Genomic DNA, 22988 nt, shown 5'->3' with positions numbered 1-22988 from the left:
GAGTAGATAAACGCCCGCCGCGTCGGGTTTCGCATCGGGCGTCGGAACCAGCAAGATAGAGGGGTTGTGTCCCAGCCCCCTCGATATCCCCCGGTGGCTTTTCTGTGACTCAGATTCCGACGTGGAGCGGTGGACCGGCCAGTCCCCCCACTGGACGCGCGGCGCCCGGCACCACCATCGGTGGTCGCTACTCGTTGCGCTCGCCTGTGGGCAACGGCGGCATGGGTACGGTATGGCGGGCCACAGACACCCTGCTGCGCCGTGACGTGGCGGTCAAGGAAGTCGTCCTCCCGCCCGGGCTCGCCCCCAGCGACCGGGACGCGCTCTACGAACGGACGCTCCGCGAGGCCCGCGCCGCCGCCGCCATCCAGCACCCGGCCGTGGTGCAGGTCTACGACGTGGTGACCGAGGGCGGCCGGCCGTGGATCGTGATGGAGCTGCTTGACGCCCGCAGCCTGGCCGACATGGTGATCGAGGACGGGCCGGTCGCGCCCCGCGCGGTCGCCAAGATCGGCATTGCCCTGCTCGGCGCGCTGGAGGTGGCCCACGCGCTCAGCGTGCTGCACCGCGACGTCAAGCCGGCCAACGTGCTGATCTGCGCCGACGGCCGCTGCGTGCTCACCGACTTCGGCGTCGCCCGGATGCCCACCGACGTGCAGCTCACCACGCCCGGGATGGTGCTCGGCTCGCCGCACTTCATCTCCCCCGAGCGGGCCATGGGCCAGGAGTTTGGGCCACCCAGCGACCTGTTCTCACTCGGCGTGACGCTCTACACGGCGGTCGAGGGCCGGCCGCCGTTCGACAAGGGCGACCCGATCGAGACCATGCACGCCGTGGTCGAGGACCCGCCCGCCACGCCGCAGCGCAGCGGCGCCCTCACCGGCGTCCTGATGGGCCTGCTGGAGAAGGACCCGGCCCGCCGCCTCGACGTGCACCGCGCCCGGGCCATGCTGCGTGAGCTGCTCGCCGGGCCGCTGACAAGCACCGCCACCGCGGTCAACTCGGTCACCGACCCGTACGCGGTGGTGCCGGTGCCGCGCCCGACCACCCCGCCGGCGATCGTGGCGGAGCCGAAGCCGGGCGGCCAGATCGGCGGCCGGGCGATGATCGAACCGGGCGAGTCGCTCACCGACCGGCTCGCCGCCCTGCGCCGCGGCGAGCGTCCCGCCGCGAAGCCGGCCACGGGCGCCGCGGCGCTCGACGAGACAAGCGCCGACGCGCTGGCCGGGCCGCTGCACACGCCCACCGGCGCGATGTCCGGGCCGGACGCGGCCGAGGCGACCCAACGCATCTCGCCGGATTCCACAGTCCGGTTCAACCAGGGCGGCGGCGCGGACGCCACGCAGCACGTCCCCACCACCAAACCGGCCACCTACGGCGGTGGCGTCGACGCCACCCAACCGGTGTACGGCGGCGGCAACCAGTGGTCGGTGCCGGGCACCGGCCAGCCGTGGACCACGCCGGCCACCGCGCCGGCCAACGGCGGGGGTGCCCGCGGCCTGCTCGGCAAGGTCAGGGCATTGCCCCGCAAGGTGCAGCTCGCCGCCGCCGGCGGCCTGGCCGTGGTGCTGCTGGTGAGCGTGATCGCACTGACGAGCGGCGGCGACGACGCTCCCCCACCGATCGTCGGCGCGCTGCCGTCGAACTCGGCCGCCGCCCCGCCGGTGGACATGCAGGAGCAGACCACCAAGGGCATCACGGTCCAGGTGCCGAAGGGGTGGGACCGCAAGACCGGTGGCGTCTTCGTCGACTTCGTCGACCCGCAGGACAGCGGCCGTAAGGTGCGCCTGCTCGCCGAGGACTGGGGCGGCACGTCGGTCAGCTGGGCCGAGTTCGCCTCGCGCAACCTGCGCGACAAGAGCAAGTCGTGCGCCAAGCCCTACCAGCAGCTCGCGATGACGGAGACGACGCTTGCCGGCAAGCCGGCGGCCGAGTTCGAATACACCTGCGGCGACGGTGACACCAAGCGGCACGGGGTGTGGCGCGGCGTGGTGCAGGGCGACAAGGTCTACTCGTTCTACCTCACCTCAAGCGAGGCGACCTTCGCCGAGAGCAAGCCGATCTTCGACGCGATGGCCGGTTCGTTCCAGCTCACGGCGGCCAACTGAGTCGAGGCCGACCGGCGGTGATCCGCCGCCGTGCTATCAAGAGGCCATGGCGGCGGACACCACTGACCTTGACGACCTTCGCGCGCGAGCCGAGCGCTGGCTCGCCGACGACCCCGACCCGGCCGACCGGGACGAGCTTCGCGCCGTCCTCGACGGGCTGCCCGGCACGGCCGCCGAGCTGGCCGACCGCTTCGCCGGCCCGCTGACCTTCGGCACCGCCGGGCTGCGCGGCCCGCTGCGCGCCGGGCCCAACGGGATGAACCTCGCCGTGGTCACCCAGGCCGCCGCCGGGCTGGTCGGCTGGCTCGCCGCCCAGGGCGGCGAGGGACCGCTGGTGATCGGGTACGACGCCCGGCGCGGCTCGCAGGCGTTCGCCGCGCGCACCGCGCAGGTGGCCACCGGCGCCGGCCGGCCCGCGCTGCTGCTGCCCCGCCCGCTGCCCACACCGGTGCTGGCGTTCGCGGTGCGGCAACTCGGCGGCGTCGCCGGGGTGATGGTCACCGCCAGCCACAACCCGCCGCAGGACAACGGCTACAAGGTCTACCTGGGCGCGCGGCTCGGCGGTGAGCTGGGCGCGGGCGCACAGATCGTGCCACCTGCCGACGCCGGCATCGAGGCGGCCATCCGGGCGGTCGGCCCGCTGGCGCAGGTGCCGCTCGGCCCGCCCGGCCAGGTGCTCGGCGACGACGTGGTAGCCGCGTACGTGGACCGGGCCGCCGCGGTGGTCGACCCGGCCGGACCGCGGGACCTGCGGGTGGCGTACACCCCGCTGCACGGGGTGGGCGCGGCGGTGCTGACCGCCGCGTTCGCCCGGGCCGGCTTCGGCGTGCCCGGCGTGGTGCCCGAGCAGGCCGAGCCGGACCCGGCGTTCCCGACCGTCGCCTTCCCCAACCCGGAGGAGCCGGGCGCGGTGGACCTGCTTGTCGCGTTGGCCGACCGCACCGGCGCGGACCTGGCGATCGCCAACGACCCGGACGCGGACCGCTGCGCCGTCGTCGTACGCGACGGCGGGTCCTGGCGGATGCTGCGCGGCGACGAGGTGGGCGCGCTGCTCGCCGACCACCTGATGCGGCGCGGGGTGACCGGCCTCTACGCCACCACCATCGTCTCCTCCTCGCTGCTGCGGGCCATGGCCACGGCACGAGGGTTGCCCTACGACGAGACGCTTACCGGGTTCAAGTGGATCGTCCGGGCCGGCGGTGGGCACGAGCCGCTTGTCTACGGCTACGAGGAGGCGCTCGGTTACTGCGTGGCGCCGGAGCACGTCCGGGACAAGGACGGCATCACCGCCGCGCTCACCGTCGCCGAGCTGGCCGCCGGGCTCAAGGCCGAGGGTCGTACGCTCACCGACCGCCTCGACGATCTGGACGCCGAGTTCGGCGTGCACCACACCGACCAGCTCTCGGTGCGGGTGGAGGACCTGCGGGTGATCACGGAAGCGATGGCGCGGATCCGGGCGGTCACGCCGACCACGCTGCTCGGGCATCAGGTCACCGAGGCGTCCGACAGGCTCCCCGACGCCGACGTGGTGACCCTGCGCACCGACGCCGCCCGGGTGGTCATCCGGCCCTCCGGCACCGAGCCGAAGCTCAAGGCGTATCTGGAGGTGGTGGAGCCGGTGACCGGCGGCGACGTCCACGCGGCCCGGCAGCGGGCCCGGGCCGCCGTCACCGAGCTGCGCACCGAGATCGCCGCCGCCCTGGCCCTCTGAGGTGTAAGGCGGGGGCCCTTCTTAACACTCGAGTGTTAAGAAGGGCCCCCGCCTCTACCGAATGCGTTAATAAGGGGCCCCTCCTTACACCTGGCGCTTGCCGAGGGCGGCGTCCACCGCCTGGGCCAGGGCGGCTATCACCAGGCTGACCGAGGGGCGTACCACGCTGTCGTCCAGGCTCACCGTGCCGGAGAAGCCGGCGCCCGTCGCGATCTCCGCCAGGCGCTTGCCGGCGTCGTCCGCGTCGGCCCCGGTGAGCCCGAGCGCCGGCTCCATCCGCAGCACCGCGACAAGCGTGGCGAGCGCGGCGGTCCGCTCGTCCGGGAGCTGCCCGCTCGTGAGCGCCTCGGCCAGCCGCCGCCGGATGTCCGCCTCGACCGAGGCGTCCGTCACCGGGTAGCGGTGCACGTGGATGAAGCCCAGCTCGGTCTCGTCCACGTCCCGGACCACGCCCCGTTCGCAGAGGTCGCCGAGGATCCGGTCGCGCAGGCCGTGCCGCAGCCGCTGCACCCACGACGACGGCGTGTGCGGGGTGTCCGCGGCGATCTTGGCGAGCACCGCGTCCGCGATCGGCTCGCCGGTCGGCGCCGGGTCGACCGCCGTCAGGTTCCCGTCGGCGTACGCGACCCGGCCGGCCAGGGCCAGCTCGACCAGCACCGCGGCGGCCATGCCCAGGTCCAGGCTGATCCGCGGCATGGCGGCCTTGCCGGTTTCGTCGTCATACGCGAGGAGCAGCAGCTCCTCGGCCAGCGCAACACCAGTCATGGCCCGGAACGCTAGCGCCTTCCCGCATCCCGCGCACCGACTTGCCGTGGTCAGAAGCGGGGCATGCCGCCGAACTGGCGGTCGCCGGCGTCGCCCAGGCCGGGGACGATGAACATCTTGTCGTTCAGGCCCTCGTCGATGGACGCGGTGACCAGGCGCAGCGGCAGCCCGCTGCGCTCCAGCCGGGCGATGCCGACCGGGGCGGCCAGCACGCAGAGCACGGTGATGTCGGTGCATCCGCGGTCGGCGAGCAGCCGGCAGCAGTGCTCAAGCGAGCCGCCGGTGGCAAGCATCGGGTCGAGCACCAGCACCGGCAGGCCGGTCAGGTCCCGGGGCAGCGACTCCATGTACGCCCGCGGCTCGTACGTCTCCTCGTCGCGGGCCAGGCCCACGAAGCCCATCGACGACTCGGGCACCAGGCCGAGCGCGGCGTCGGCCATGCCGAGCCCGGCCCGCAGCACCGGCACCAGCAGCGGCGGGTTGGCGAGCCGGGTGCCCTCGGAGGCGGTGACCGGGGTCTGGATCGGGTAGTTCTCGACCGGGAAGGAGCGCGCGGCCTCGTACACCAGCATGGTGGTGAGTTCGCGCAGTGCGGCCCGGAACGACGCGGAGTCGGTCCGGGCGTCCCGCATGGCGGTCAGCCGCGTCTGGGCGAGCGGATGGTCAATGACGTGTACGTCCACGATCGCTCAACCTACCGGTCCCCGGCCCGACGCACGGGGGGTGCGGCCCGGCCAGCGACGCCGCTCACCACAGGTCCGGCGTGACTAAGATCACTCGACTCGCGGGTGCGTACTATTCGGGGCATGACGGCGACAACGACGTCGGCCCGGTCGGACCTCTCCGAGCTGGGACGATCCGAGACCGCTCTGCGGACCTTCCTGCACGGCCTACCGGGCGTGGACCAGGTCGGCGCGGAGCAGCGGGCGGCCCAACTCGGCACCCGTTCCATCAAGACCACGGCCAAGGCCGAGGCGATCGACCTGGCGATCCGGATGGTCGACCTGACCACGCTCGAAGGGGCCGACACCCCGGGCAAGGTGCGGGCCCTCGCCGCGAAGGCACTGCGTCCCGACCCGGCCGACCCGAGCTGCCCGCACGTCGGCGCGGTCTGCGTCTATCCCGCCATGGTCCCGTACGTGGCCGAGGTGCTGGCCGGCTCGGGCGTGCACCTGGCGAGCGTGGCGACCGCCTTCCCGTCCGGCCAGGCGCCGCTGGAGGTCAAGCTCGCCGACACCCGGGCCGCCGTCGCCGCGGGCGCCGACGAGATCGACATGGTGATCAACCGGGGCGCGTTCCTGGCCGGGCGCTACTCGGAGGTGTACGACGAGATCGTGGCCACCAAGGAGGCGTGCGGGGACGCCCACCTCAAGGTCATCCTGGAAACCGGTGAGTTGGCCACCTACGACAACGTGCGGCGTGCCTCCTGGCTCGCCATGCTTGCCGGCGGCGACTTCATCAAGACCTCCACCGGCAAGGTCCCGGTCGCGGCCACGCTCCCGGTGACCCTGGTGATGCTGGAGGCGGTCCGCGACTTCCGCGCCGCCACCGGGCGGCAGGTCGGCGTGAAACCGGCCGGCGGCATCAAGAACACCAAGGACGCGATCAAGTACCTGGTCATGGTCAACGAGACAGTCGGCGCCGACTGGCTCGACCCGGACTGGTTCCGGTTCGGCGCGTCGAGCCTCCTCAACGACCTGCTGATGCAGCGCACCAAGCTGACGACCGGCGTCTACGCCGGCCCCGACTACTTCACCCTGGACTGAACGCGATGTTCGAATACGCACCCGCCCCCGAGTCGCGCTCGGTGGTCGACCTCAAGCCCTCGTACGGGCTCTTCGTCGACGGAGCGTTCGTCGACCCGTCCGACGGCGGCAGCTTCAAGTCGGTCAACCCGGCGTCCGAGGAGGTCCTGGCCGAGATCGCCGAGGCCGGAAGCGAGGACGTGGACCGCGCGGTCCGGGCCGCCCGGACGGCGTACGAGAAGGTCTGGGGTCCGATGCCGGGCCGGGACCGGGCCAAGTACCTGTTCCGGATCGCCCGGATCGTCCAGGAGCGCTCGCGCGAGCTGGCGGTGCTGGAGTCGCTCGACAACGGCAAGCCGATCCGGGAGTCCCGCGACGTCGACCTGCCGCTCGTGGCCGCACACTTCTTCTACTACGCCGGCTGGGCCGACAAGCTGGAGCACGCCGGGTTCGGTGCGAACCCGCGCCCGCTCGGCGTCGCGGCGCAGGTCATCCCGTGGAACTTCCCGCTGCTCATGCTGGCCTGGAAGATCGCCCCAGCGCTCGCCGCCGGCAACACCGTGGTGCTGAAGCCGGCCGAGACCACCCCGCTCACCGCGCTGCTCTTCGCCGAGATCTGCCAGCAGGCCGACCTGCCGCCCGGCGTGGTCAACATCGTCACCGGCGCCGGCGACACCGGCCGGGCGCTCGTCGAGCATCCGGGCGTGGACAAGGTCGCGTTCACCGGCTCCACCGAGGTCGGCAAGGCCATCGCGCGTGCCGTCGCCGGCACCCGCAAGAAGCTCACCCTGGAGTTGGGTGGCAAGGCCGCCAACATCGTCTTCGACGACGCCCCGGTCGACCAGGCGGTCGAGGGGATCGTCAACGGCATCTTCTTCAACCAGGGGCACGTCTGCTGCGCCGGCTCCCGCCTGCTGGTCCAGGAGTCGGTCGCGGACCAGGTGCTGGAGTCGCTCAAGCGGCGGATGGCCCGGCTGCGGCTCGGCGACCCGCTCGACAAGAACACCGACATCGGCGCGATCAACTCGGCCGAGCAACTGAGCCGGATCCGCGAGCTGTCCGAGGCCGGCGCCGCCGAGGGCGCGCAGCGCTGGTCGCCGCCGTGCGAGCTGCCCGACCGCGGTTTCTGGTTCGCGCCGACCATCTTCACCGGCGTCACCCAGGCGCACCGGATCGCCCGCGAGGAGATCTTCGGCCCGGTGCTGTCCGTGCTCACCTTCCGCACCCCGGCGGAGGCGGTGGAGAAGGCCAACAACACGCCGTACGGCCTGTCGGCCGGGATCTGGACCGACAAGGGCTCCCGGATCCTGTGGGTGGCCGACCGGCTGCGCGCCGGCGTGGTCTGGGCCAACACGTTCAACAAGTTCGACCCGACCTCGCCGTTCGGTGGCTACAAGGAGTCGGGCTACGGTCGCGAGGGCGGCCGGCACGGGCTGGAGGCGTACCTCAATGTCTGAGCGGGTCGCGGTACGCAAGACGTACAAGCTCTTCATCGGCGGGAAGTTCCCGCGCAGCGAGTCGGGACGGTCGTATCTGGTGCAATCCGCGAACGTGTCGTTGGCCTCCCGCAAGGACGCGCGGGACGCGGTGGTCGCCGCCCGGGCCGCGGTGAAGGGCTGGGCCGGGGCGACCGCCTACAACCGGGGCCAGATCCTCTACCGGATCGCCGAGATGCTTGAGGGCCGGCGCGAGCAGTTCGTGGCGCTCGGCGTACCGGCCGACGAGGTGGACGCGGCGATCGACCGCTGGGTCTGGTACGCCGGTTGGGCGGACAAGCTGCCGCAGGTCTACGGCGGGGCGAACCCGGTGGCCGGCCCGTACTTCAACCTGTCCGCGCCGGAGCCGACAGGCGTGGTGGCGGTGGTGGCCCCCGAGGCGCCGGCGCTGCTCGGCCTGGTGAGCGTGGTCGCCCCGGCGATCGTCACCGGCAACACCGTCGTGGTGGCCGCCTCCCCGGCGGCGCCGCTGGCGGCGGTGACCCTGGCCGAGGTGCTTGCCACCTCCGACCTGCCCGGCGGCGTGGTCAACATCCTCACCGGCCGGCTGTCCGAGACGGTGCCGACGCTTGCCGCGCACATGGACGTCAACGCGATCGACCTGACCGGCGTCGCCGACGCCGATCTGGCGGCGGAGCTGGAGGTCAAGGCCGCGGAGAACCTCAAGCGGGTCCTCCGGCCGGCCCCGACCGACCACGACTGGCACGCCGACCCGGGCGTCACCCGGATGACCACCCTCCTGGAGACGAAGACCGTATGGCACCCCAAGGGCACCTGACCCCTCTCTACTACGGGGGGTAGGATTGGGGGGTGACTCGGCTGGGGGACCTTGAGCGTGCGGTGATGGACGTGCTGTGGGATTCGGCGCCCGCCACGCCGGACGGCGTGACCGTGCGCGAGGTCGCCGACGCCCTCGACGGGCGGGAGTTGGCGTACACGACCGTGATGACAGTGCTCGACCGGCTCGCCGGCAAGGGCATGGTGCAGCGCGAGCGGGAGGGGCGGGCCTGGCGTTACCGGCCCGCCGCCACCCGGGAGGCGCACATCGCCCAACTCATGCTCGACGCCCTCGACCTGGGCGGCAGCCGGGACGCCGCGCTCGTGCGCTTCGCCCGCTCGGTGACCGGCACGGAGGCGGACGTGCTCCGCGCCGCGCTCGCCGCCGAGGCCGGGGGGACCGGACGGGTCGAGGGTCCGCGGCCCGCCGGGCCGGCGCTCGACGAGGCGACGGACCGGTAGGGCCGCCGCCGTGGCGTACGCCGTGCACTTCGCCGCGACCATCCTGGCCTGCTGGCTGACCGCGCAGGTCCTCGCCGCCGCGCGGTGGACGTGGCGCGCGCCGCGGGTGGCGATCGTCTGTTGGCAGGCGGTCGGGTTGGCGCTCGGGCTCTCCGCCATGGGGCTGCCGATGGCGGTCGGGCTCACCGCCTACGACCGGCCGACCGGGAGCGCGCTTGTGGCGCTCACCGGCGACCTGACCCATGGCACGCTGCCGGCCGGCGTGGGCGTGGCGCACCTCGGCCTGGTCGGGGTCGGCTTCGGCATCGGCGCGGTGCTGCTCACCACCACCGTGCGCGCGGTGCAGGGGGCGGTACGCGCCCAGCGCCGGCACCGGGAGCTGCTCAGTCTGGTGGCCCGGCGCGACCCGACGGTGCCCGGCGCGCTGGTGCTCGACCATCCGAGCGCGGCGGCCTACTGCCTGCCCGGGGTGCGGCCCCGGGTGGTGGTCAGCGCCGGCACTGTCGACCTGCTCGACCCGGCCGAGCTGGCGGCGGTGCTCACCCACGAGCGGGCGCACGCGCAGGAGCGGCACGACCTGGTGCTGCTGCCGTTCACCGCGTTGTGCCGGGCGCTGCCGTGGTTCCGCTGGGTGCGCGACGCGCACGCCCGGGTGGCGCTGCTCGTCGAGATGCGCGCCGACGACAAGGCCCGGGAGCTGCACGCGGAGGAGCCGCTTGCCGGCGCGCTGCGCCGGTTCGCCGCCGCCGGGCACCGGGTCACGCCGGCCGGCACGCTCGGCATCGGCGATCGCGACCTTGACGTACGGGTGCAGCGGCTGCTTGTCGCGGACCGCCCGCCCCGGGTGCTCGGCGCCGCCGCGTTGGCCGTGGCCGCCACCCTGGTCGCGCTGCCGATCTCCCTGTTCCTGAGCTAAGAGCCCGCCCGCCGCGGGTTCGCCCCGCCACCGGCCCGCATAGGTAGTTATTCTACGTGTAGGGTGGCTACGACAAGGGAGCCAACCTGTGGGAGGACGGCCATGGACCCCCTGCTCCTCGCCCGACTTCAGTTCGCCACCACCACCTCGATCCACTTCCTCTTCGTGGTGGTCACACTCGGGTTGGTCACCCTGCTGGTCGGGCTCCAGACCGCCGGCTATCTCACCGGCAAGCCGGTGTACGAGCGGCTGACCAGGTTCTGGGGCCAGCTCTACGTGATCAACTATGTGCTCGGCATCGCCAGCGGGATCGTGATGGAGTTCCAGTTCGGGCTGAACTGGAGCGGCCTGTCGCGCTACGTGGGCAACGTGTTCGGCGCGCCCCTGGCCATCGAGACGCTCGTCGCGTTCTTCCTGGAGTCCACGTTCCTCGGCATGTGGATCTTCGGGTGGCACCGGCTCCGGCGCGGCGTGCACCTGGCGCTGCTCTGGGGCGTCGCGCTCACCGCGTACGCCTCGGCGTTCTGGATCATGGTGGCGAACGCCTGGCTCCAGCACCCGGTCGGCTACGAGGTACGCGACGGCGTCGCCCACCTGACCGACTTCGGCGCGCTCGTCACCAACCCCACGTTCGGCTTCGCGTTCGGTCACGTGCTGTCGGCGAGCCTGGTCACCGGCGGGCTGCTGATGGCCGCCGTCAGCGCCTGGCACCTGCTCCGGCGTACCCCCGATTTCCTGCTCTTCCGCACCTCGCTGCGGCTCGGCCTGGTCACCGCGGCGGTCGCGGTGACCGCGTTGCAGGGCTTCGGCTTCGCCCAGTTCGGCCCGGTCGGGCAGCTCCAGCCGACCAAGTTCGGCGGCGGCCCGGACCGGGACGCGACGGTCGCCGACTGGACCACGCGGTTCGGCCCCGGCGACTGGACCCCGCCGGCGCTGTCCGGCGTCGGTCTCGGCCTCATGATCCTGATCGGCTTCACCCTGGGCTGCCTCTGGCTCCTGCTGCCGCTGCTGTGGCGCGACTGGATCATCCGGCTGAGGTTCCCGCTCCGGCTGGTCCTGGTCGGCCTGCCGCTGCCGTTCGCGGCGGTGCTGCTCGGCTGGATCGCCCGGGAGGTGGGCCGCCAGCCCTGGGCGGCGTACGGGCTGCTGCCCACCTCGCAGGCCGTGTCGCAGGTCTCGCCCGGGCTGATGCTCACCTCGCTCGTCGGGTTCGGCCTGCTGCTCGGCGCGCTCGCGGTCGCCAACTGGGTGCTGCTGGCCCGGCACGCCGCCCGGGGCGCGCTCGACCCCGCCCTGGGCCGCCCGCCCGCGCCCGACACCGACACCGACCGCCAGCCCGTGTTCGCCTGAGGGAGCCCGCCGTGGAACTCGCCTGGTACGCCCTGCTCGGCCTCTTCTTCGCCGCCTACCTGGTGCTCGGCGGCTACGACTACGGCGTCGCCCTGCTGCTGGCCCGACGCGCCACCACCACTCCCGGCGGCGCCACCGCCGCGGGCGGGACGACGGGCCGGCGTGCCGCGCTCACCGCCGTCGGCCCGTTCTTCCTCGGCAACGAGGTGTGGCTGGTGGCCTCGGTCGGCATCCTGTTCGGCGCCTTCCCCGCCCTGGAGGGCGAGCTGCTCTCCGGCTTCTACCCGGTGGTGCTCGGCGCGCTGGCGGGGGTGGTGCTGGTGACCGCCGGCGTGCAACTGCGCGGCCGGGCGGGCGGCGAGGCGCCCCGGGCCGGCTGGGACCGGATCGTCGTGGTCGGCGGCGTGCTTGCCGCGCTGGGTTGGGGCGCGCTGCTCGGCGGGCTGCTCCAGGGGGTGCCGCGCACCGCCGACGGGCACGTGGCAGGCGTCGGCCACGTGGTCACCCCGTTCTCGGCCGCCGCCGGGCTGACGCTGCTCGCGCTTGTCGCGGTGCACGGTGCGACGTTCCTCACGCTCCGGCTGCCGGCCGCCGACGCGCCCGCGTACGCCCGCCTGGCCCGCGGCCTGGTGCCCGCCGCGCTCACCGCGGTCGCCGCGGCCACCGTCCTCGGCCTGCTCTCCGACCGGGTACGCGCTGCCGTGGCGCGGCCGGCCATCGCCGTACTCCTGCCGTTGGCGCTTGTGGCGGCGCTGCTGGTGGCCCGCGCGGCGCTGCGCCGGGGTCGGGCCGGGGTGGCCTTCGTCGCCACCGCGGCGGCGCTGGCGCTGCCCGCGCCGCTTGTCGGCGCCGCGCTCTGGCCCCGGGTCCTGGTCTCCACCACCGACCCGGCGGCCTCACTCACCGTCGCCGGGGCGGCGGCGAGCCGCCCGACGCTGGCGCTGCTGGGCTGGCTCGTGCTGCCGCTCGTGCCGGCCCTACTAGGCTTTCAGGCGATGTGCTGGTGGGTGTTCCGGGGACGGATCGACGGCAGGGCACCGGTGTACTGGTGAACCGCCGTCCGTTCGACCCGCGTCTGCTGCGCCGGGTCCCCGCGGCCCGGCGCGACCTCGCCGTGCTCGCGCTGCTGGGCGGCGCGACCGCGCTGCTCGTGGTCGCCCAGGCCACCGCGCTTGCCACGCTGCTCGCCACCGCGATCGACGGGCGGCTGCACCGGCCGGCGCTCGCCGGTCTCCTGGCGGCGGTCGCGGCCCGGGCGCTCGTCGGCTGGGCGCAGGGCACGGTGGCGGCGCGGGCCGCCGCGACGGTCAAGGCGGCGCTGCGGGCGGATCTGCTCCGCGCGGTCGGCCGGCACGGTCCCACCTGGGTCGTCGGCCAGCGGGCCGGGCAGCTCGCCACGCTTGCCGGTCGCGGGCTGGACGCGCTCGACCCCTACTTCACCGGCTACCTGCCGCAGCTCGTGCTGAGCGTGACCGTGCCGGTGGCGGTGCTGGCCCGGATCGTGTTCGCCGACTGGAGCTCGGCGCTGACCATCGCGTTCACCATCCCGCTCATCCCGATCTTCGGGGCGCTGCTCGGCTGGCAGGCGCAGGCCGCCACGGAACGGCAGTGGCGGCGACTGTCGCTGCTCGGCGGGCACTTCCTCGACATGGTCGCCGGGTTGCCCACGCTGCGCGCGTTCGGCCGGGCCCGGGCCCAGGTCGACGTGGTGCGCCGGATGGCCGACGGGCACCGCGAGGCCACCATGCGGACGCTCCGGATCGCGTTCCTGTCCGCGCTGGTCCTGGAACTGGTCGCCACGCTCTCCGTGGCGCTTGTGGCGGTGCCGGTCGGGCTCCGCCTGCTGGGCGGCGGCATCACGCTCTCCACCGCGCTGTTGGTACTGCTGCTCACCCCGGAGGCGTACCTGCCGCTGCGGGCCGCCGGCAGCCGGTTCCACGCCAGCATGGAGGGGCTCGCCGCGCTTGACGAGGCGCTCACCCTGTCCGCGACCGACCCCGCCGCCGGGCCCCGCGGCGATCGCCGTCCGGCCCCGGACGGCCGCGGCGAGATCCGCTTCGAGGGCGTGACGGTCGCGTACGACCGGACGACCGCGCTGCGCGACGTCACGCTCACCATCCGGCCCGGCGACCGGGTGGCGATCATCGGGCCGAGCGGCGCGGGCAAGAGCACGCTGCTCAACCTGCTTCTCGGCTTCGTCACCCCGACCGCCGGCCGGATCACCGTGGACGGCGTCGACCTGACCGGGGTGGATCACGACGCCTGGCGTCGCGAGCTGGCCTGGGTGCCGCAGCGGGCGCACCTGTTCGCCGGGTCGCTCGCCGACAACATCCGCCTCGGCGCCCCGGACACGGCCGACGACGCGCTTGCCGCCGCCGTCGCCGACGCGGCGCTCGACGAGGTGGTCGCCGCGCTGCCCGACGGGCTCGACACCCGGCTCGGCGAGCGCGGTCACGGCCTGTCCAGCGGGCAGCGGCAGCGCGTCGCGCTGGCCCGGGCGTTTCTCCGGAACGCCCCGGTGGTGCTCCTGGACGAGCCGACCGCCCGCCTGGACAGCGCCAGCGAGGCGGTGGTCCTGGACGCCACCCGGCGGCTGGTCGCCGGGCGGACCGCGCTGCTTGTCGCGCACCGGCCCGCGCTGCTTGCCGACGCCGACCGGATCCTGCGCGTCTCCGACGGCCGGGTCACCGAGCTGCACCCGACGGCCACAGGTGCGGCGGTGACCCGATGACGCCCGAGCGGGCCGTGCTGCGCCTGGCCCGGCCGTACCTGGGCCGGCTGCTGGGCGCCGGCCTGCTCGCCGCGGCGACCGAGTTCGCCGGGCTGGCGCTGATGGCCACCGCCACCTGGCTGTTGATGAGCGCCGCCGGCCGGCCACCGCTGGACCGGCTGACCGTGGCGATCGTCGCGGTACGGGCGCTCGCGGTCGGCCGGGGCGTGTTCCGCTACACCGAACGGCTCGCCGGGCACGACGCCGTGCTCCGCATGATCACCGACGTCCGGGCCCGGGTCTTCGCCACGCTCGCCGCCCGGCGCGACGCCGCCGACCGGCGCACCGGGGACGCGCTGAGCCGGCTGGTCTCCGACGTGGAGGCGGCTCAGGACCTGCTGCTGCGGGTGCTCGTGCCCGGGGCCGCGGCGGCCCTGGTCAGCCTGCTCGCCGTCGGTGGCGCCGCGCTGATCTCGCCGCCGGCCGCCGGCGTGCTCGCGATCGGCCTGCTGGTGGCCGGGGTGGCGCTGCCGGCGTTTGCCACCCGGTTCACCCGCCGGGCCGCCGACGAGGTGGCGCCGTTGCGCGGCGCGCTCGCCGTGGACGCGGTCGACCTCACCCACGGCGCCGCCGACCTGGCCGCCTTCGGCGCGACAGGCGCCGCGCTTGCCGCCGTGCAGGGGCGGGCCGGCCGGCTGGCCCGGCTGGAGCGCCGGCTCGCCGCCACCGGCTTCGCGGTGGACGCGGCAGGCGTGCTTGTGGGCGGCCTCACCGCCGCCGCGGTGGTGGTCGTGGCGCTGCGCGCCGGGGTGGGCGGGGTGCTCGTGGGCGTGCTCGCGGTGGGCACGCTCGCCACCGTCGAGGTGGCCCTCGCCCTGGTCGCGGCGGCCCGGCAGCGCACCCAGCTCCGGGCCGGGCTGGCCCGGGTGGCCGACCTGCTCGCCGAACCCGCCGCACCGTCACCGGCCGCCGGTGCGGAACCGGTGCCGGCCGCCGACGCGGAACCGGGGCCGGGCGGCCACGACGTGCGGTTCGACGGCGTGACCGTCCGCTACCGGGCCGGTGCCGCGCCCGCCCTGGCCGGTGTCGACCTCGACCTGCCGGCCGGCCGCCGGGTCGCCGTGGTGGGGCCGAGCGGCGCGGGCAAGAGCACGCTTGCCGCGGCGCTCACCGGCGCGGTACGCCCGGACGCCGGCCGGGTCACCGTCGGCGGCCGGCCGGTGTCCGACCACCCGGCGGACCATCTGCCCCGGGTGGTCGGCGGCCTGCTCGCCGAAGCGTACGTCTTCCACGCCACGGTGCGGGAGAATCTGCTGCTCGGCCGCCCGGACGCCGGTGCGGCGGAACTGGCCGCCGCCACCCGGGCGGCGGGGCTGCTGGACTGGGTGCTCGACCAGCCCGACGGTTGGGAGACGGTGGTCGGCGAGCAGGGCGGGCAGTTGTCCGGCGGGCAACGGCAGCGGCTGGCGCTGGCCCGGGCGTTGCTTGCCGCACCGCCGGTGCTGGTGCTCGACGAGCCGACCGAAGGGCTCGACCCGGCGGCGGCCGACGCGGTGCTCGCCTCCGCCCTGGCCGCCGTCCCGGCCGGGCACTCGGTGCTGCTGATCAGCCACCGGCTCAGCGGCCTGGCCGGGCTGGACGAGATCGTGGTGCTGGAGGAGGGCCGGGTGGCGCAGCGCGGCCGGCATGACGAGCTGGTGGCGCGCACCGGCTGGTACCGGGAGCAGTGGCTGCGCCAGGAGACCGCCGAGCGCGGCTACCTCGCGCTGTCCCCCTGAGTCCTCCGGGGATTTCCCCGAAGCGGGCACTCGGCCGCGGTGGCAGGCTGGTGCCATGCGGGTGGATCAGGGGGCACGGGTCGAGGACCGGCTGCGGGAGCTGTCCGGGGGACTGCACGGGCCGTCCCGGCTCAAGGCCGATCTGCTGACCGAGGCGCGGCACGCGCTCGAGGACGCCGCCGAGGCGTACCGGGAGGGCGGTCTGCCGCGGGCGGAGGCCGAGCGGCGGGCGGTGGCCGAGTTCGGCAGCGTCGCCCAGCTCGCGCCGGGCTTCCAGGCCGAGCTGGCCGCCGGCGCGCTGCGCGGGTTGGCGCTGCGCACGCTCGCGGTGGCGGTGGTGCTGATGGCCGCCGGGGACCTGACCTGGCACGGGTCGAGCTGGAGCGCCGGGCCACGACCGCCGGCGGCCTACCTGCTGCTCTCCACGTCGATGCACGGCATCTGGGGGGTGATCGCCGGGCTGGCGCTGGCCGGGCTGCTGCTCGGCGCGCTCGCCGCCCGGCGGGATTCGCCCCGACTCGTCCGGTCGGCCCGGGCGGTCGGGTTCGGGTTGACAGGTGGGCTGCTTGTCGGCGCGCTCGCTGGCGGCGCCCTGTTCGGCTGGTCGGTCCGGCTGTGGGACGCTGCGCTGACCTGGCCACCGATGATCATCGGTGCGGTGGTGGCGTCGGCGGCCTGGTTCTCCCTGGCCCGCTCGGCCCGCTGGTGGTTGCTCAGCGCACGTCGGCCACGGGTGGCCGGATAGCTCGTGGCCCGCGAGCCGGTTGGATCAGGCCGGCGCGACAGGCGGTTCGTCCGCGCCGAGGAAGCGGCCGACCGTGGCGCTGAACTCCCGCCAGCCGGCCCGTTCCCCGGCGAGCGCCCGGCTGCCCGCGTCGGTGAGCTGATAGGTGCGGCGTTCCCGGCCGTTGACCGTGCTCCACGTGCTTGCGACCAGGCCGGCCCGTTCCAGCCGGCGCAGCGCCGGATAGATGGTGCCGGTCGGCAGGTCGAGCGTGCCGCCGCTGCGCGCCCGCAGCGCCTCGATGATCGCGTAGCCGTGCTGCGCGCCCTGCTCCAGCACGGCCAGCAGCAGCGCGTCGAGATGTCCGTGCAGCGCCTGCGCCTTCATGCGTAGAAAGCCTACTTGTCAGGGCTTCGGGACGCCACCAGGGTGGGGGTTCCCCTCCACGCCCGGTCGACCACTAGGGTATGTGCGCAGAGTCACTCGGCGGCGCGACGCCGCCGGGTGGGCACCCGAACGCACCCGGAGGTCAGCGTGGCCCGCCAGTCGCCCCAACGGCCCGACGCCGACGAGCCCGAGCTCGACGACACCGCGCCGGTCGCAGCAGACGAGGTCGAGGCCGACCGCCCGGCCGCGGATCGCGCCCTCTGGGACGAGGTGCGGATCGACCCGGTGGAGATCGCCCTGCCCGCCGGCACCGGCTTCACGCTGCGGGCCTACCGGTCGGCGCGCGAACTGACCCCGACCGACGTCGCCGAGCGCGACCTGGACGATCCCTTCCTGGCCCGTCGCCAGGTCGCCGAGACCGAGGACGACGAAGAGGTGGTGATCCTCGACGAGGAGTTCGCCGCCCTCTCCGCCGAGGAGGACGACGAGGACGGGAAGACGGACGGGGAGCGCCGCCGCGGAAAGGCCGCCGCCGCCGACACCGCCGCCTCCGACGCCGACGCCGACCCGGCCGAGGATGACGGCGACGAGAAGGACGAGGCGGACGAGGACGAGGACGCCGCGGGCGACGAGGAGGTGCCGGTCTTCCTCACCCACAAGGGCCGGCTGCTGCTGTTCAAGACCCCCGAGTCACTTGTGACTTTCATCCGTTCCGGTGCGCCCAACGACCTGTCCCAACTGGACAGCTGGAATGAACTGTCCGAACGGCTGGAACCGGCCGACGTCGCCCCGCTGGACGAGGACACCTACGAGCTCGACCTGGTCGTGGAGAACCTGCGCGGCGGCCACGACGCGTGGGATCCCGCGCTGCTGATCGAGGCCGGCGAGATCGCCCGTGACCTGGCGTACGCCCTGCGGTTACCAGCCGTGCTCGACATGCTCTCCGCCGGCTCCAGCCTGGACGATCTGGACGAGGCGCTGCGCGCTTCCGTCAACGGCGGAGTCGGTGGTTTCCTGGGCCGTAGGCGGCTGAAGAAAATCGGGGCACAAACCGCAAGTTTGGGTTGGCGCACCATTGTCGGCAAGATCTCTGCTGTTGTGGACTGGCGCGACTGACCCGGAGCGGGGAGCATCAGTCTCTGGCAGAACAAGACCTGTGTCCCGGGAGGAGGACGACGCCGTGGCGCTCGTGCGCGTGTACTGCGGTTTGGCCTCGGCAGATCCGGCCGACCGAACGGCTTCGGCCGAAACGACGCTGACGTCCGCTGTGGTCGACGACGCAGGCCGTCTGCTGCACGTCTGTGAGATCGGCGACGAGCCCGCCGGCTATGCCCGGCTGGTCGCGCTGCTGGTGGAGCGTTCCGGTGGGCCGAGCGGCGCGGCCATCGCCGCGGACAGCGACGACCACACCGTCACCTCGCTGCTCAGCGCCGCCGGCCGGCCCCTGGCGATCGCGGACGACGACTCGGTCGACGACTTCGCCGAGCGCTTCGCCGACGACGACTCGCTTGAGGAGATGCAGTCCTCGCCGGCCGAGCGCCGGGCGGTCGGGCTGGCCCGCGCCCTCCAGGCCGGCGCGCTGTCCGCGGTGACCCTCCCGGCGCCGCGCGACCTCGCCGGCTACAAGCAGGTCCTGTCCGCGCACGCGGCACTCGCCAGCGGGCGGCACTCGGCCGCGGTGACGCTGCGCGAGGTGCTCCGCGAGCTCTACCCGGCCGCGCTGCGCGCGTACCTCGATCCCGCCGAGCCGGTCGCCCTGGCCGTGCTCGACGCGCTGCCCGAGCCGAGCATGCTTACCGGCGCCGCCGGTCGCGGCCGTGACCTGGGCGCGGCCGTCGACGCGGTGGCCGCGCAACTCTCCGCCGAGGGCCTGGCGGACACCGACACCGTGACCGAGGCGGTGACCGCGCTGCGGGTCGCCGTCTCCGAGACGCCCCGACGGGCCACCGTCAACCGGGTGCTCACCGCCGCCGTCGCCGAGACCGTGCGGCAGGCCGTCGCCTCCGTCCGGGCCTGCGACGCCGGCTGCGACGCGCTTGTGGGTGCGCTTGCCGAACGCGCCACCCCGGCGCCGGCCGCCGGCCGTCGGGCCGCCGCCCGCCGTGGTGAGCAGGTCGACGAGCTGACTCCCACGGCGCCCGCCGGGCTGCGCCCGGTGCGGGCGTCCGAGCCCGCCCCGGCCGCCGAGCTGGCCGGCCGGCGCAGCCGCCCCGAGCCGGACCTCGACGCCACCGATCCGGGCCGCCGGCGCAGCCGCCCCCAACCGAACCTCGACGCCACCGATCCGGGCGGCCGACGCAGCCGCCCCGAGCCGGTCCCCGGTGGCCGACGCAGCCGCCCGGAGCCGGTCTCCGGCCCGGCCGCCTCGACCACCCCCCGTCCACTCGGCCCCCCGCCGGTCGCGCCCGCACCTGTCGCGCCACCGCCGGTCGCCCCGGCCCCGGTCACCCCCGTCGCCCCGGCGGCGGCGCTGGGCCGGCCCCCCGCCGCATCCCCGAGCCGACCCGAGCCGACCGGCGCGCCGCTGCCGTCGCGGGTGGACGGGCCGACCAACCGGCCGGTCTCCGCGCCTCCCCCGCCGCCGCCCGGGATCACCCCGATCCCACCGTCCCAGCGCGGCCTCGTGCCGCCGGCCGAGGCAGGCGAGCCGTTCCGTCCGACGCTCACCACCGCGGCGATCAACAAGGCCCGGGCCGAGCGGCAGCGCACGGTCATCCCGCCGCGCCCGAAGACCACGCCGGAGCCGCCGACCGGTGGGTTCAGCGCCACCGATCTGAGCATCCCGGTGCCGACCACGCGCCCCCCGGCGCCGGAATCCGCCCCGCCGGGATCCCGCGCCAACTGGCCGCTCGTCAACACCGGCGACGACCAGGCCGACCGGGAGCGCGAGGCACCCGCCTACCCCTACGGGCGGAGCGTGGACGCGCCGAGCGACCCGGGACGGGTCACCCCGCCGTGGCTCGCCGACGACCTGCCGCAGGAGCCGCCGATGCTGCGGCTTGTGGAACCGCCGCCGCTCGCCGACCGGGCCCTGCGCAGCGAGCTCGACCGGCCGACCGAGCCGGGCCTGGACACGCCGCCACTGCGGCTGGTCGACCGCGGCAACGCCGGCCGGCAGGTCGCCCGCGCCGAGCTGCCCCCGCCGCTGGAACGGCGTCCCGCGCCGAAGGAGCACCGGCCCCCGCCGGTTTCCGACGAGGGCGACGGCGACCTGTTGATCTTCGCGCAGGCCAGGTCCGCCTGGTTCGTCGGGCACGGCGACGAGGCCGACCTGGAGTGGAAGTCCACCGCGGACACCGGCTGGCAGGCCGCCGAGCAGGCAGCCCGCCCGGCGGTCGGCTCGGAGACCAAGGCCGGCCTGCCCAAGCGGGTTCCACAGGCCAACCTGGTGCCGGGCTCGCCGCTGCGCGAGGAGCGCCCACTGCGGATCGTCCGCAACGCGGCCAGCCTCGCCGAGAACACCACCGGTTACTTCCGGGGGTGGCGGCGCGGGCAGGAGATCGGCGGTTTCGCCGTCGGCGGTCGCCCGGGCCGGGAGGCAGCCGGCGGCTGGGACTTCAGCCGGGACACCGGCGACCGCGATGACGAGCGGGAATTCGAATACCGCTCCGCGGGCTACCGGTCCTGACCCGAGCCGCCTCTCGGGGTGTTCCTGCCCACACCCGGACAATTTGACGCCGAGTCCGGTCGGCCGGGAGCATACCCGGCGGACCAGCGGCGGCACGTGTTCGCCGTGGTGGAAAGGCGACTCCATTGGCGACACCGGCATTCGACTCCACCGTGCTCACCCGTCGGGGCGCCCTCGCGGCGGCGGTCGGCAGCCTGCTGCTCGCGGGTTGCGGCCCGCAGGGGCAGCGGCCGGACGAGGGCGCGACCAGCAGCGCACCCGGCGACCAGGACATGGTCGTCGGTGCCAGCCTTGAGCTGAGCGGTCGCGGCGCGGCGCTCGGTCTGGTGCAGCAGCGGGCCCTGGAGATCACCGCGGAGTCACTGAACCGGTCCGGGATCCCGGTCGGCAACCTGCGCCGGTCGATCCGGCTGGAGATCCGGGACAACGGCAGCGACCCTCGGGTGGCCGCCCGGCACGCCGCCGATCTGACCCACGCCGGGTCACACGCCCTGGTCGGTGGCGTCCTCGGGGAGACCGCCGCCGCCCTCGCGTCGGCCGCCCAGCGGCTCAAGACGCCGTTCCTGGCGCTTGGCTACTCCGACCGCATCGTGCTGCCCCTGGAAGACCGCACGTTCAGCTTCAAGCTCACCCCCGACGGCGGCGACGTGGCCCGCCGGATAGTGGACCTGCTCGAGTCACAGCGGGTCCGGCGGGTGGTCCTGGTGGCCGCGGACGGTCCGCACGGCGACTCGGGCGTACGGGCGGTGCGGGAGGCCCTCGGCACCAGCACCATCGGCCTGGTGCGCACGCTCCGCCTGCCGGAGACCGGTCGGAGCTTCCGTGCCGCCGCCGAGCGGGCGATCGCCGGCAACCCGGACGGCGTCATCGTCTGGAGCACCGCGCCCGACTCCGGCGAGGCGGCCCGGGAACTGCGGCGGGCCGGTCACCGTGGCCCGATCTTCTTCGACCCCGGCGCGGTCGTGGACGACACACTGAGCCGCGCCAACGCGAAGGCGGTCGAGGGGGCGTACGCCGTGCACCCGGCCTGCCTGGGTGGTTCCGCGCTGACCGCCACAAGCGGCGCGCAGGTGGCCCGTCGGGACTTCGACTACCGCTACACCCAGCGCCACGGCACCTCGGTCGGCTTCGCCCCGTACGCCGCGGACGCCCTCCACCTCCTCGCCGCGTCGGCGCGCAAGGCGACGAGCCTCGACCGGGGCCGGTTGCGGGCGTTCCTGCAGACACAGATGGTCGAGGGCATCGCCGGCGGGTACGCGTTCACCGCCGACCACCACGGGGGCATGGAGGCCGACTCGCTCGGTGTCTACCGGGTGTCCCAGGGCAGTTGGACCCGGTACGCCTGACGGACAGCCGGAAACGCCCGGTGGCCCAGGGCCATCGGGCGCTTTCCGCGCGTCGGTCAGGCGGGCGCGACGGCCCGCGAGCGCCGCATGGTGAGCACGTACTCGACAAGCGAGATCAGCACGTGCTTCGTCGACTCCCGGTTACGGGCGTCGCAGGGCACCACCGGCACGTCACGGGAGATCGCCAGCGCGTCCCGGACGTCCTGCGGGTCGTGGTACTGCATGCCGTCGAAGCAGTTGATGGCCACCAGGTACGGCAGCCGCCGGTGCTCGAAGAAGTCGATGGCGGCGAAGCAGTCGGCGAGCCGGCGGGTGTCGACCATCACCACCGCGCCGATGGCTCCCCGGACCAGTTCGTCCCACATGAACCAGAACCGCGTCTGACCCGGCGTACCGAAGAGGTACAGGATCAGGTCACGGTCGATCGAGATACGACCGAAGTCCATCGCCACCGTGGTCGTCGTCTTGCCCGGCACCTGCCGGGTGTCGTCGACGCCGACGCCCGCGGAGGTCATGATCGCCTCCGTGGTCAGCGGCGTGATCTCGGACACCGAGCCGACCAGCGTCGTCTTGCCGACGCCGAACCCACCGGCGATAACAATCTTCGCTGACGTCACGCGCCCGCTCGGCACCGGCGGCCGGTGCGACATGTCAGAGCCTGCGAAGTCCACTCAGCACCCTCTCCAGCAATTCAGTGCCCACCGCGTCGTCGGAGTCGTCCAAAATGGTCGGCTCGTGCACCGCGACCAGGCCATCCGTCGCCATGTCGGCGATGAGCACCCGGGCCACGCCGAGCGGAAGCTGCATCCGCGCCGCGATCTCGGCGAGCGACTGCACACGTCCGTCACACAACGCGGCGATGTACTGGTGTTCACGACCTTGACCCCCGTTGCCGGTGGCCACTGCTCGGCCGCGCACCGTCGTCTCGACGAGCGCCTCCAGGGCGATATCGAGCCGGGGACGGGTACGACCACGGGTCACGGCGTATGGCCGGACCAACGCTCCCGTTGGTTCGTCACGATCCGCCATGTAGCCGCTCACCTCCCTCGTACCCGGCACCGGCTCGCCCCGGTGGCATCCGTCGC

19 protein-coding genes and 1 pseudogene are annotated in these 22988 nt (G+C 74.4%); 15 read left to right on the top strand and 5 right to left on the bottom strand.

The window, feature by feature from the left end:
- The first annotated feature begins 104 nt into the window (after window positions 1–104).
- Both SM450_RS01110 and SM450_RS01105 read left to right on the top strand, forming a co-directional pair.
- Complete coding sequence (locus SM450_RS01110) at window positions 105–2108, top strand: serine/threonine-protein kinase (RefSeq protein WP_474617749.1); 2004 nt, start codon at window positions 105–107, stop codon at window positions 2106–2108.
- A 46-nt stretch (window positions 2109–2154) separates the two neighbouring features.
- Window positions 2155–3819: a phospho-sugar mutase gene (locus SM450_RS01105; RefSeq protein ID WP_474617748.1), complete on the top strand. Its 1665-nt coding sequence runs from the start codon at window positions 2155–2157 to the stop codon at window positions 3817–3819.
- An 84-nt stretch (window positions 3820–3903) separates the two neighbouring features.
- Here SM450_RS01105 and SM450_RS01100 read toward each other — a convergent pair whose 3' ends face one another.
- Both SM450_RS01100 and upp read right to left on the bottom strand, forming a co-directional pair.
- Window positions 3904–4584, bottom strand: coding sequence for a GOLPH3/VPS74 family protein (locus SM450_RS01100; RefSeq protein ID WP_474617747.1), 681 nt, complete (start codon window positions 4582–4584; stop codon window positions 3904–3906).
- 50 nt (window positions 4585–4634) lie between these two features.
- Complete coding sequence (gene upp / locus SM450_RS01095; RefSeq protein WP_474617746.1) at window positions 4635–5267, bottom strand: uracil phosphoribosyltransferase; 633 nt, start codon at window positions 5265–5267, stop codon at window positions 4635–4637.
- 123 nt (window positions 5268–5390) lie between these two features.
- On the opposite strand from upp, the gene deoC reads away from it, so the two are divergent.
- The 10 genes and pseudogenes from deoC to SM450_RS01045 all read left to right on the top strand — a co-directional run bounded on the left by deoC (window position 5391) and on the right by SM450_RS01045 (window position 16563).
- On the top strand, window positions 5391–6350 hold the full coding sequence (gene deoC / locus SM450_RS01090; RefSeq protein ID WP_474617745.1) for a deoxyribose-phosphate aldolase: 960 nt from the start codon (window positions 5391–5393) through the stop codon (window positions 6348–6350).
- Window positions 6351–6355: 5 nt separating this feature from the next.
- Window positions 6356–7786 (top strand): aldehyde dehydrogenase family protein, encoded by a 1431-nt coding sequence (locus SM450_RS01085; RefSeq protein WP_474617744.1) that lies wholly within the window; start codon window positions 6356–6358, stop codon window positions 7784–7786.
- Window positions 7779–8603 (top strand): aldehyde dehydrogenase family protein, encoded by an 825-nt coding sequence (locus SM450_RS01080; RefSeq protein WP_474617743.1) that lies wholly within the window; start codon window positions 7779–7781, stop codon window positions 8601–8603. The genes SM450_RS01085 and SM450_RS01080 overlap by 8 nt, the downstream gene beginning before the upstream one ends.
- A gap of 32 nt (window positions 8604–8635) precedes the next feature.
- Window positions 8636–9064, top strand: coding sequence for a BlaI/MecI/CopY family transcriptional regulator (locus SM450_RS01075; RefSeq protein WP_474617742.1), 429 nt, complete (start codon window positions 8636–8638; stop codon window positions 9062–9064).
- Between the two features lie 10 nt (window positions 9065–9074).
- Window positions 9075–9980, top strand: a complete 906-nt coding sequence (locus SM450_RS01070) for a M56 family metallopeptidase (protein ID WP_474617741.1) — start codon at window positions 9075–9077, stop codon at window positions 9978–9980.
- A 102-nt stretch (window positions 9981–10082) separates the two neighbouring features.
- Window positions 10083–11330 carry a cytochrome ubiquinol oxidase subunit I gene (locus SM450_RS01065; protein WP_474617740.1) on the top strand — a complete coding sequence of 416 codons (1248 nt, stop codon included), beginning with the start codon at window positions 10083–10085 and terminating at the stop codon, window positions 11328–11330.
- An 11-nt stretch (window positions 11331–11341) separates the two neighbouring features.
- Entirely contained in the window at window positions 11342–12382 is a 1041-nt protein-coding gene (locus SM450_RS01060) for a cytochrome d ubiquinol oxidase subunit II (RefSeq protein WP_474617739.1), read from the top strand.
- Complete coding sequence (cydD, locus tag SM450_RS01055; protein WP_474617738.1) at window positions 12379–14061, top strand: thiol reductant ABC exporter subunit CydD; 1683 nt, start codon at window positions 12379–12381, stop codon at window positions 14059–14061. Before SM450_RS01060 ends, cydD begins: the two co-directional genes overlap by 4 nt.
- A pseudogene (gene cydC, locus SM450_RS01050) lies at window positions 13983–15818 on the top strand (thiol reductant ABC exporter subunit CydC); the annotation flags it as partial. The gene cydD and the pseudogene cydC, both read left to right, overlap by 79 nt.
- Before the next feature lie 55 nt (window positions 15819–15873).
- Window positions 15874–16563: a permease prefix domain 1-containing protein gene (locus tag SM450_RS01045; protein ID WP_474617737.1), complete on the top strand. Its 690-nt coding sequence runs from the start codon at window positions 15874–15876 to the stop codon at window positions 16561–16563.
- Between the two features lie 24 nt (window positions 16564–16587).
- Here the strand turns inward: SM450_RS01045 and SM450_RS01040 are convergent, their stop codons facing one another.
- Window positions 16588–16929, bottom strand: coding sequence for a PadR family transcriptional regulator (locus tag SM450_RS01040; protein ID WP_282286695.1), 342 nt, complete (start codon window positions 16927–16929; stop codon window positions 16588–16590).
- A 117-nt stretch (window positions 16930–17046) separates the two neighbouring features.
- Between SM450_RS01040 and SM450_RS01035 the strand changes: the two genes are divergently transcribed.
- The 3 genes from SM450_RS01035 (at window position 17047) to SM450_RS01025 (ending at window position 21903) form a co-directional block, all read left to right on the top strand.
- The gene (locus SM450_RS01035) at window positions 17047–18045 is read left to right on the top strand and encodes a DNA primase (protein ID WP_474617736.1); all 999 of its coding nucleotides are present in this window, start codon (window positions 17047–17049) and stop codon (window positions 18043–18045) included.
- Window positions 18046–18085: 40 nt separating this feature from the next.
- Complete coding sequence (locus tag SM450_RS01030) at window positions 18086–20557, top strand: serine/threonine-protein kinase (RefSeq protein WP_474617735.1); 2472 nt, start codon at window positions 18086–18088, stop codon at window positions 20555–20557.
- Window positions 20558–20682: 125 nt separating this feature from the next.
- On the top strand, window positions 20683–21903 hold the full coding sequence (locus SM450_RS01025) for an ABC transporter substrate-binding protein (RefSeq protein WP_474617734.1): 1221 nt from the start codon (window positions 20683–20685) through the stop codon (window positions 21901–21903).
- Window positions 21904–21959: 56 nt separating this feature from the next.
- On the opposite strand, the gene SM450_RS01020 is transcribed toward SM450_RS01025, so the two are convergent.
- Complete coding sequence (locus tag SM450_RS01020) at window positions 21960–22553, bottom strand: GTP-binding protein (protein ID WP_091061022.1); 594 nt, start codon at window positions 22551–22553, stop codon at window positions 21960–21962.
- Window position 22554: 1 nt separating this feature from the next.
- On the bottom strand, window positions 22555–22932 hold the full coding sequence (locus tag SM450_RS01015) for a DUF742 domain-containing protein (protein ID WP_091416218.1): 378 nt from the start codon (window positions 22930–22932) through the stop codon (window positions 22555–22557).
- Window positions 22933–22988: the final 56 nt, after the last annotated feature.

This window comes from Micromonospora marincola (assembly GCF_056150385.1).
Note: the sequence above shows the minus strand (reverse complement) of the source record. Positions and strands in the feature narration are given on the sequence as shown.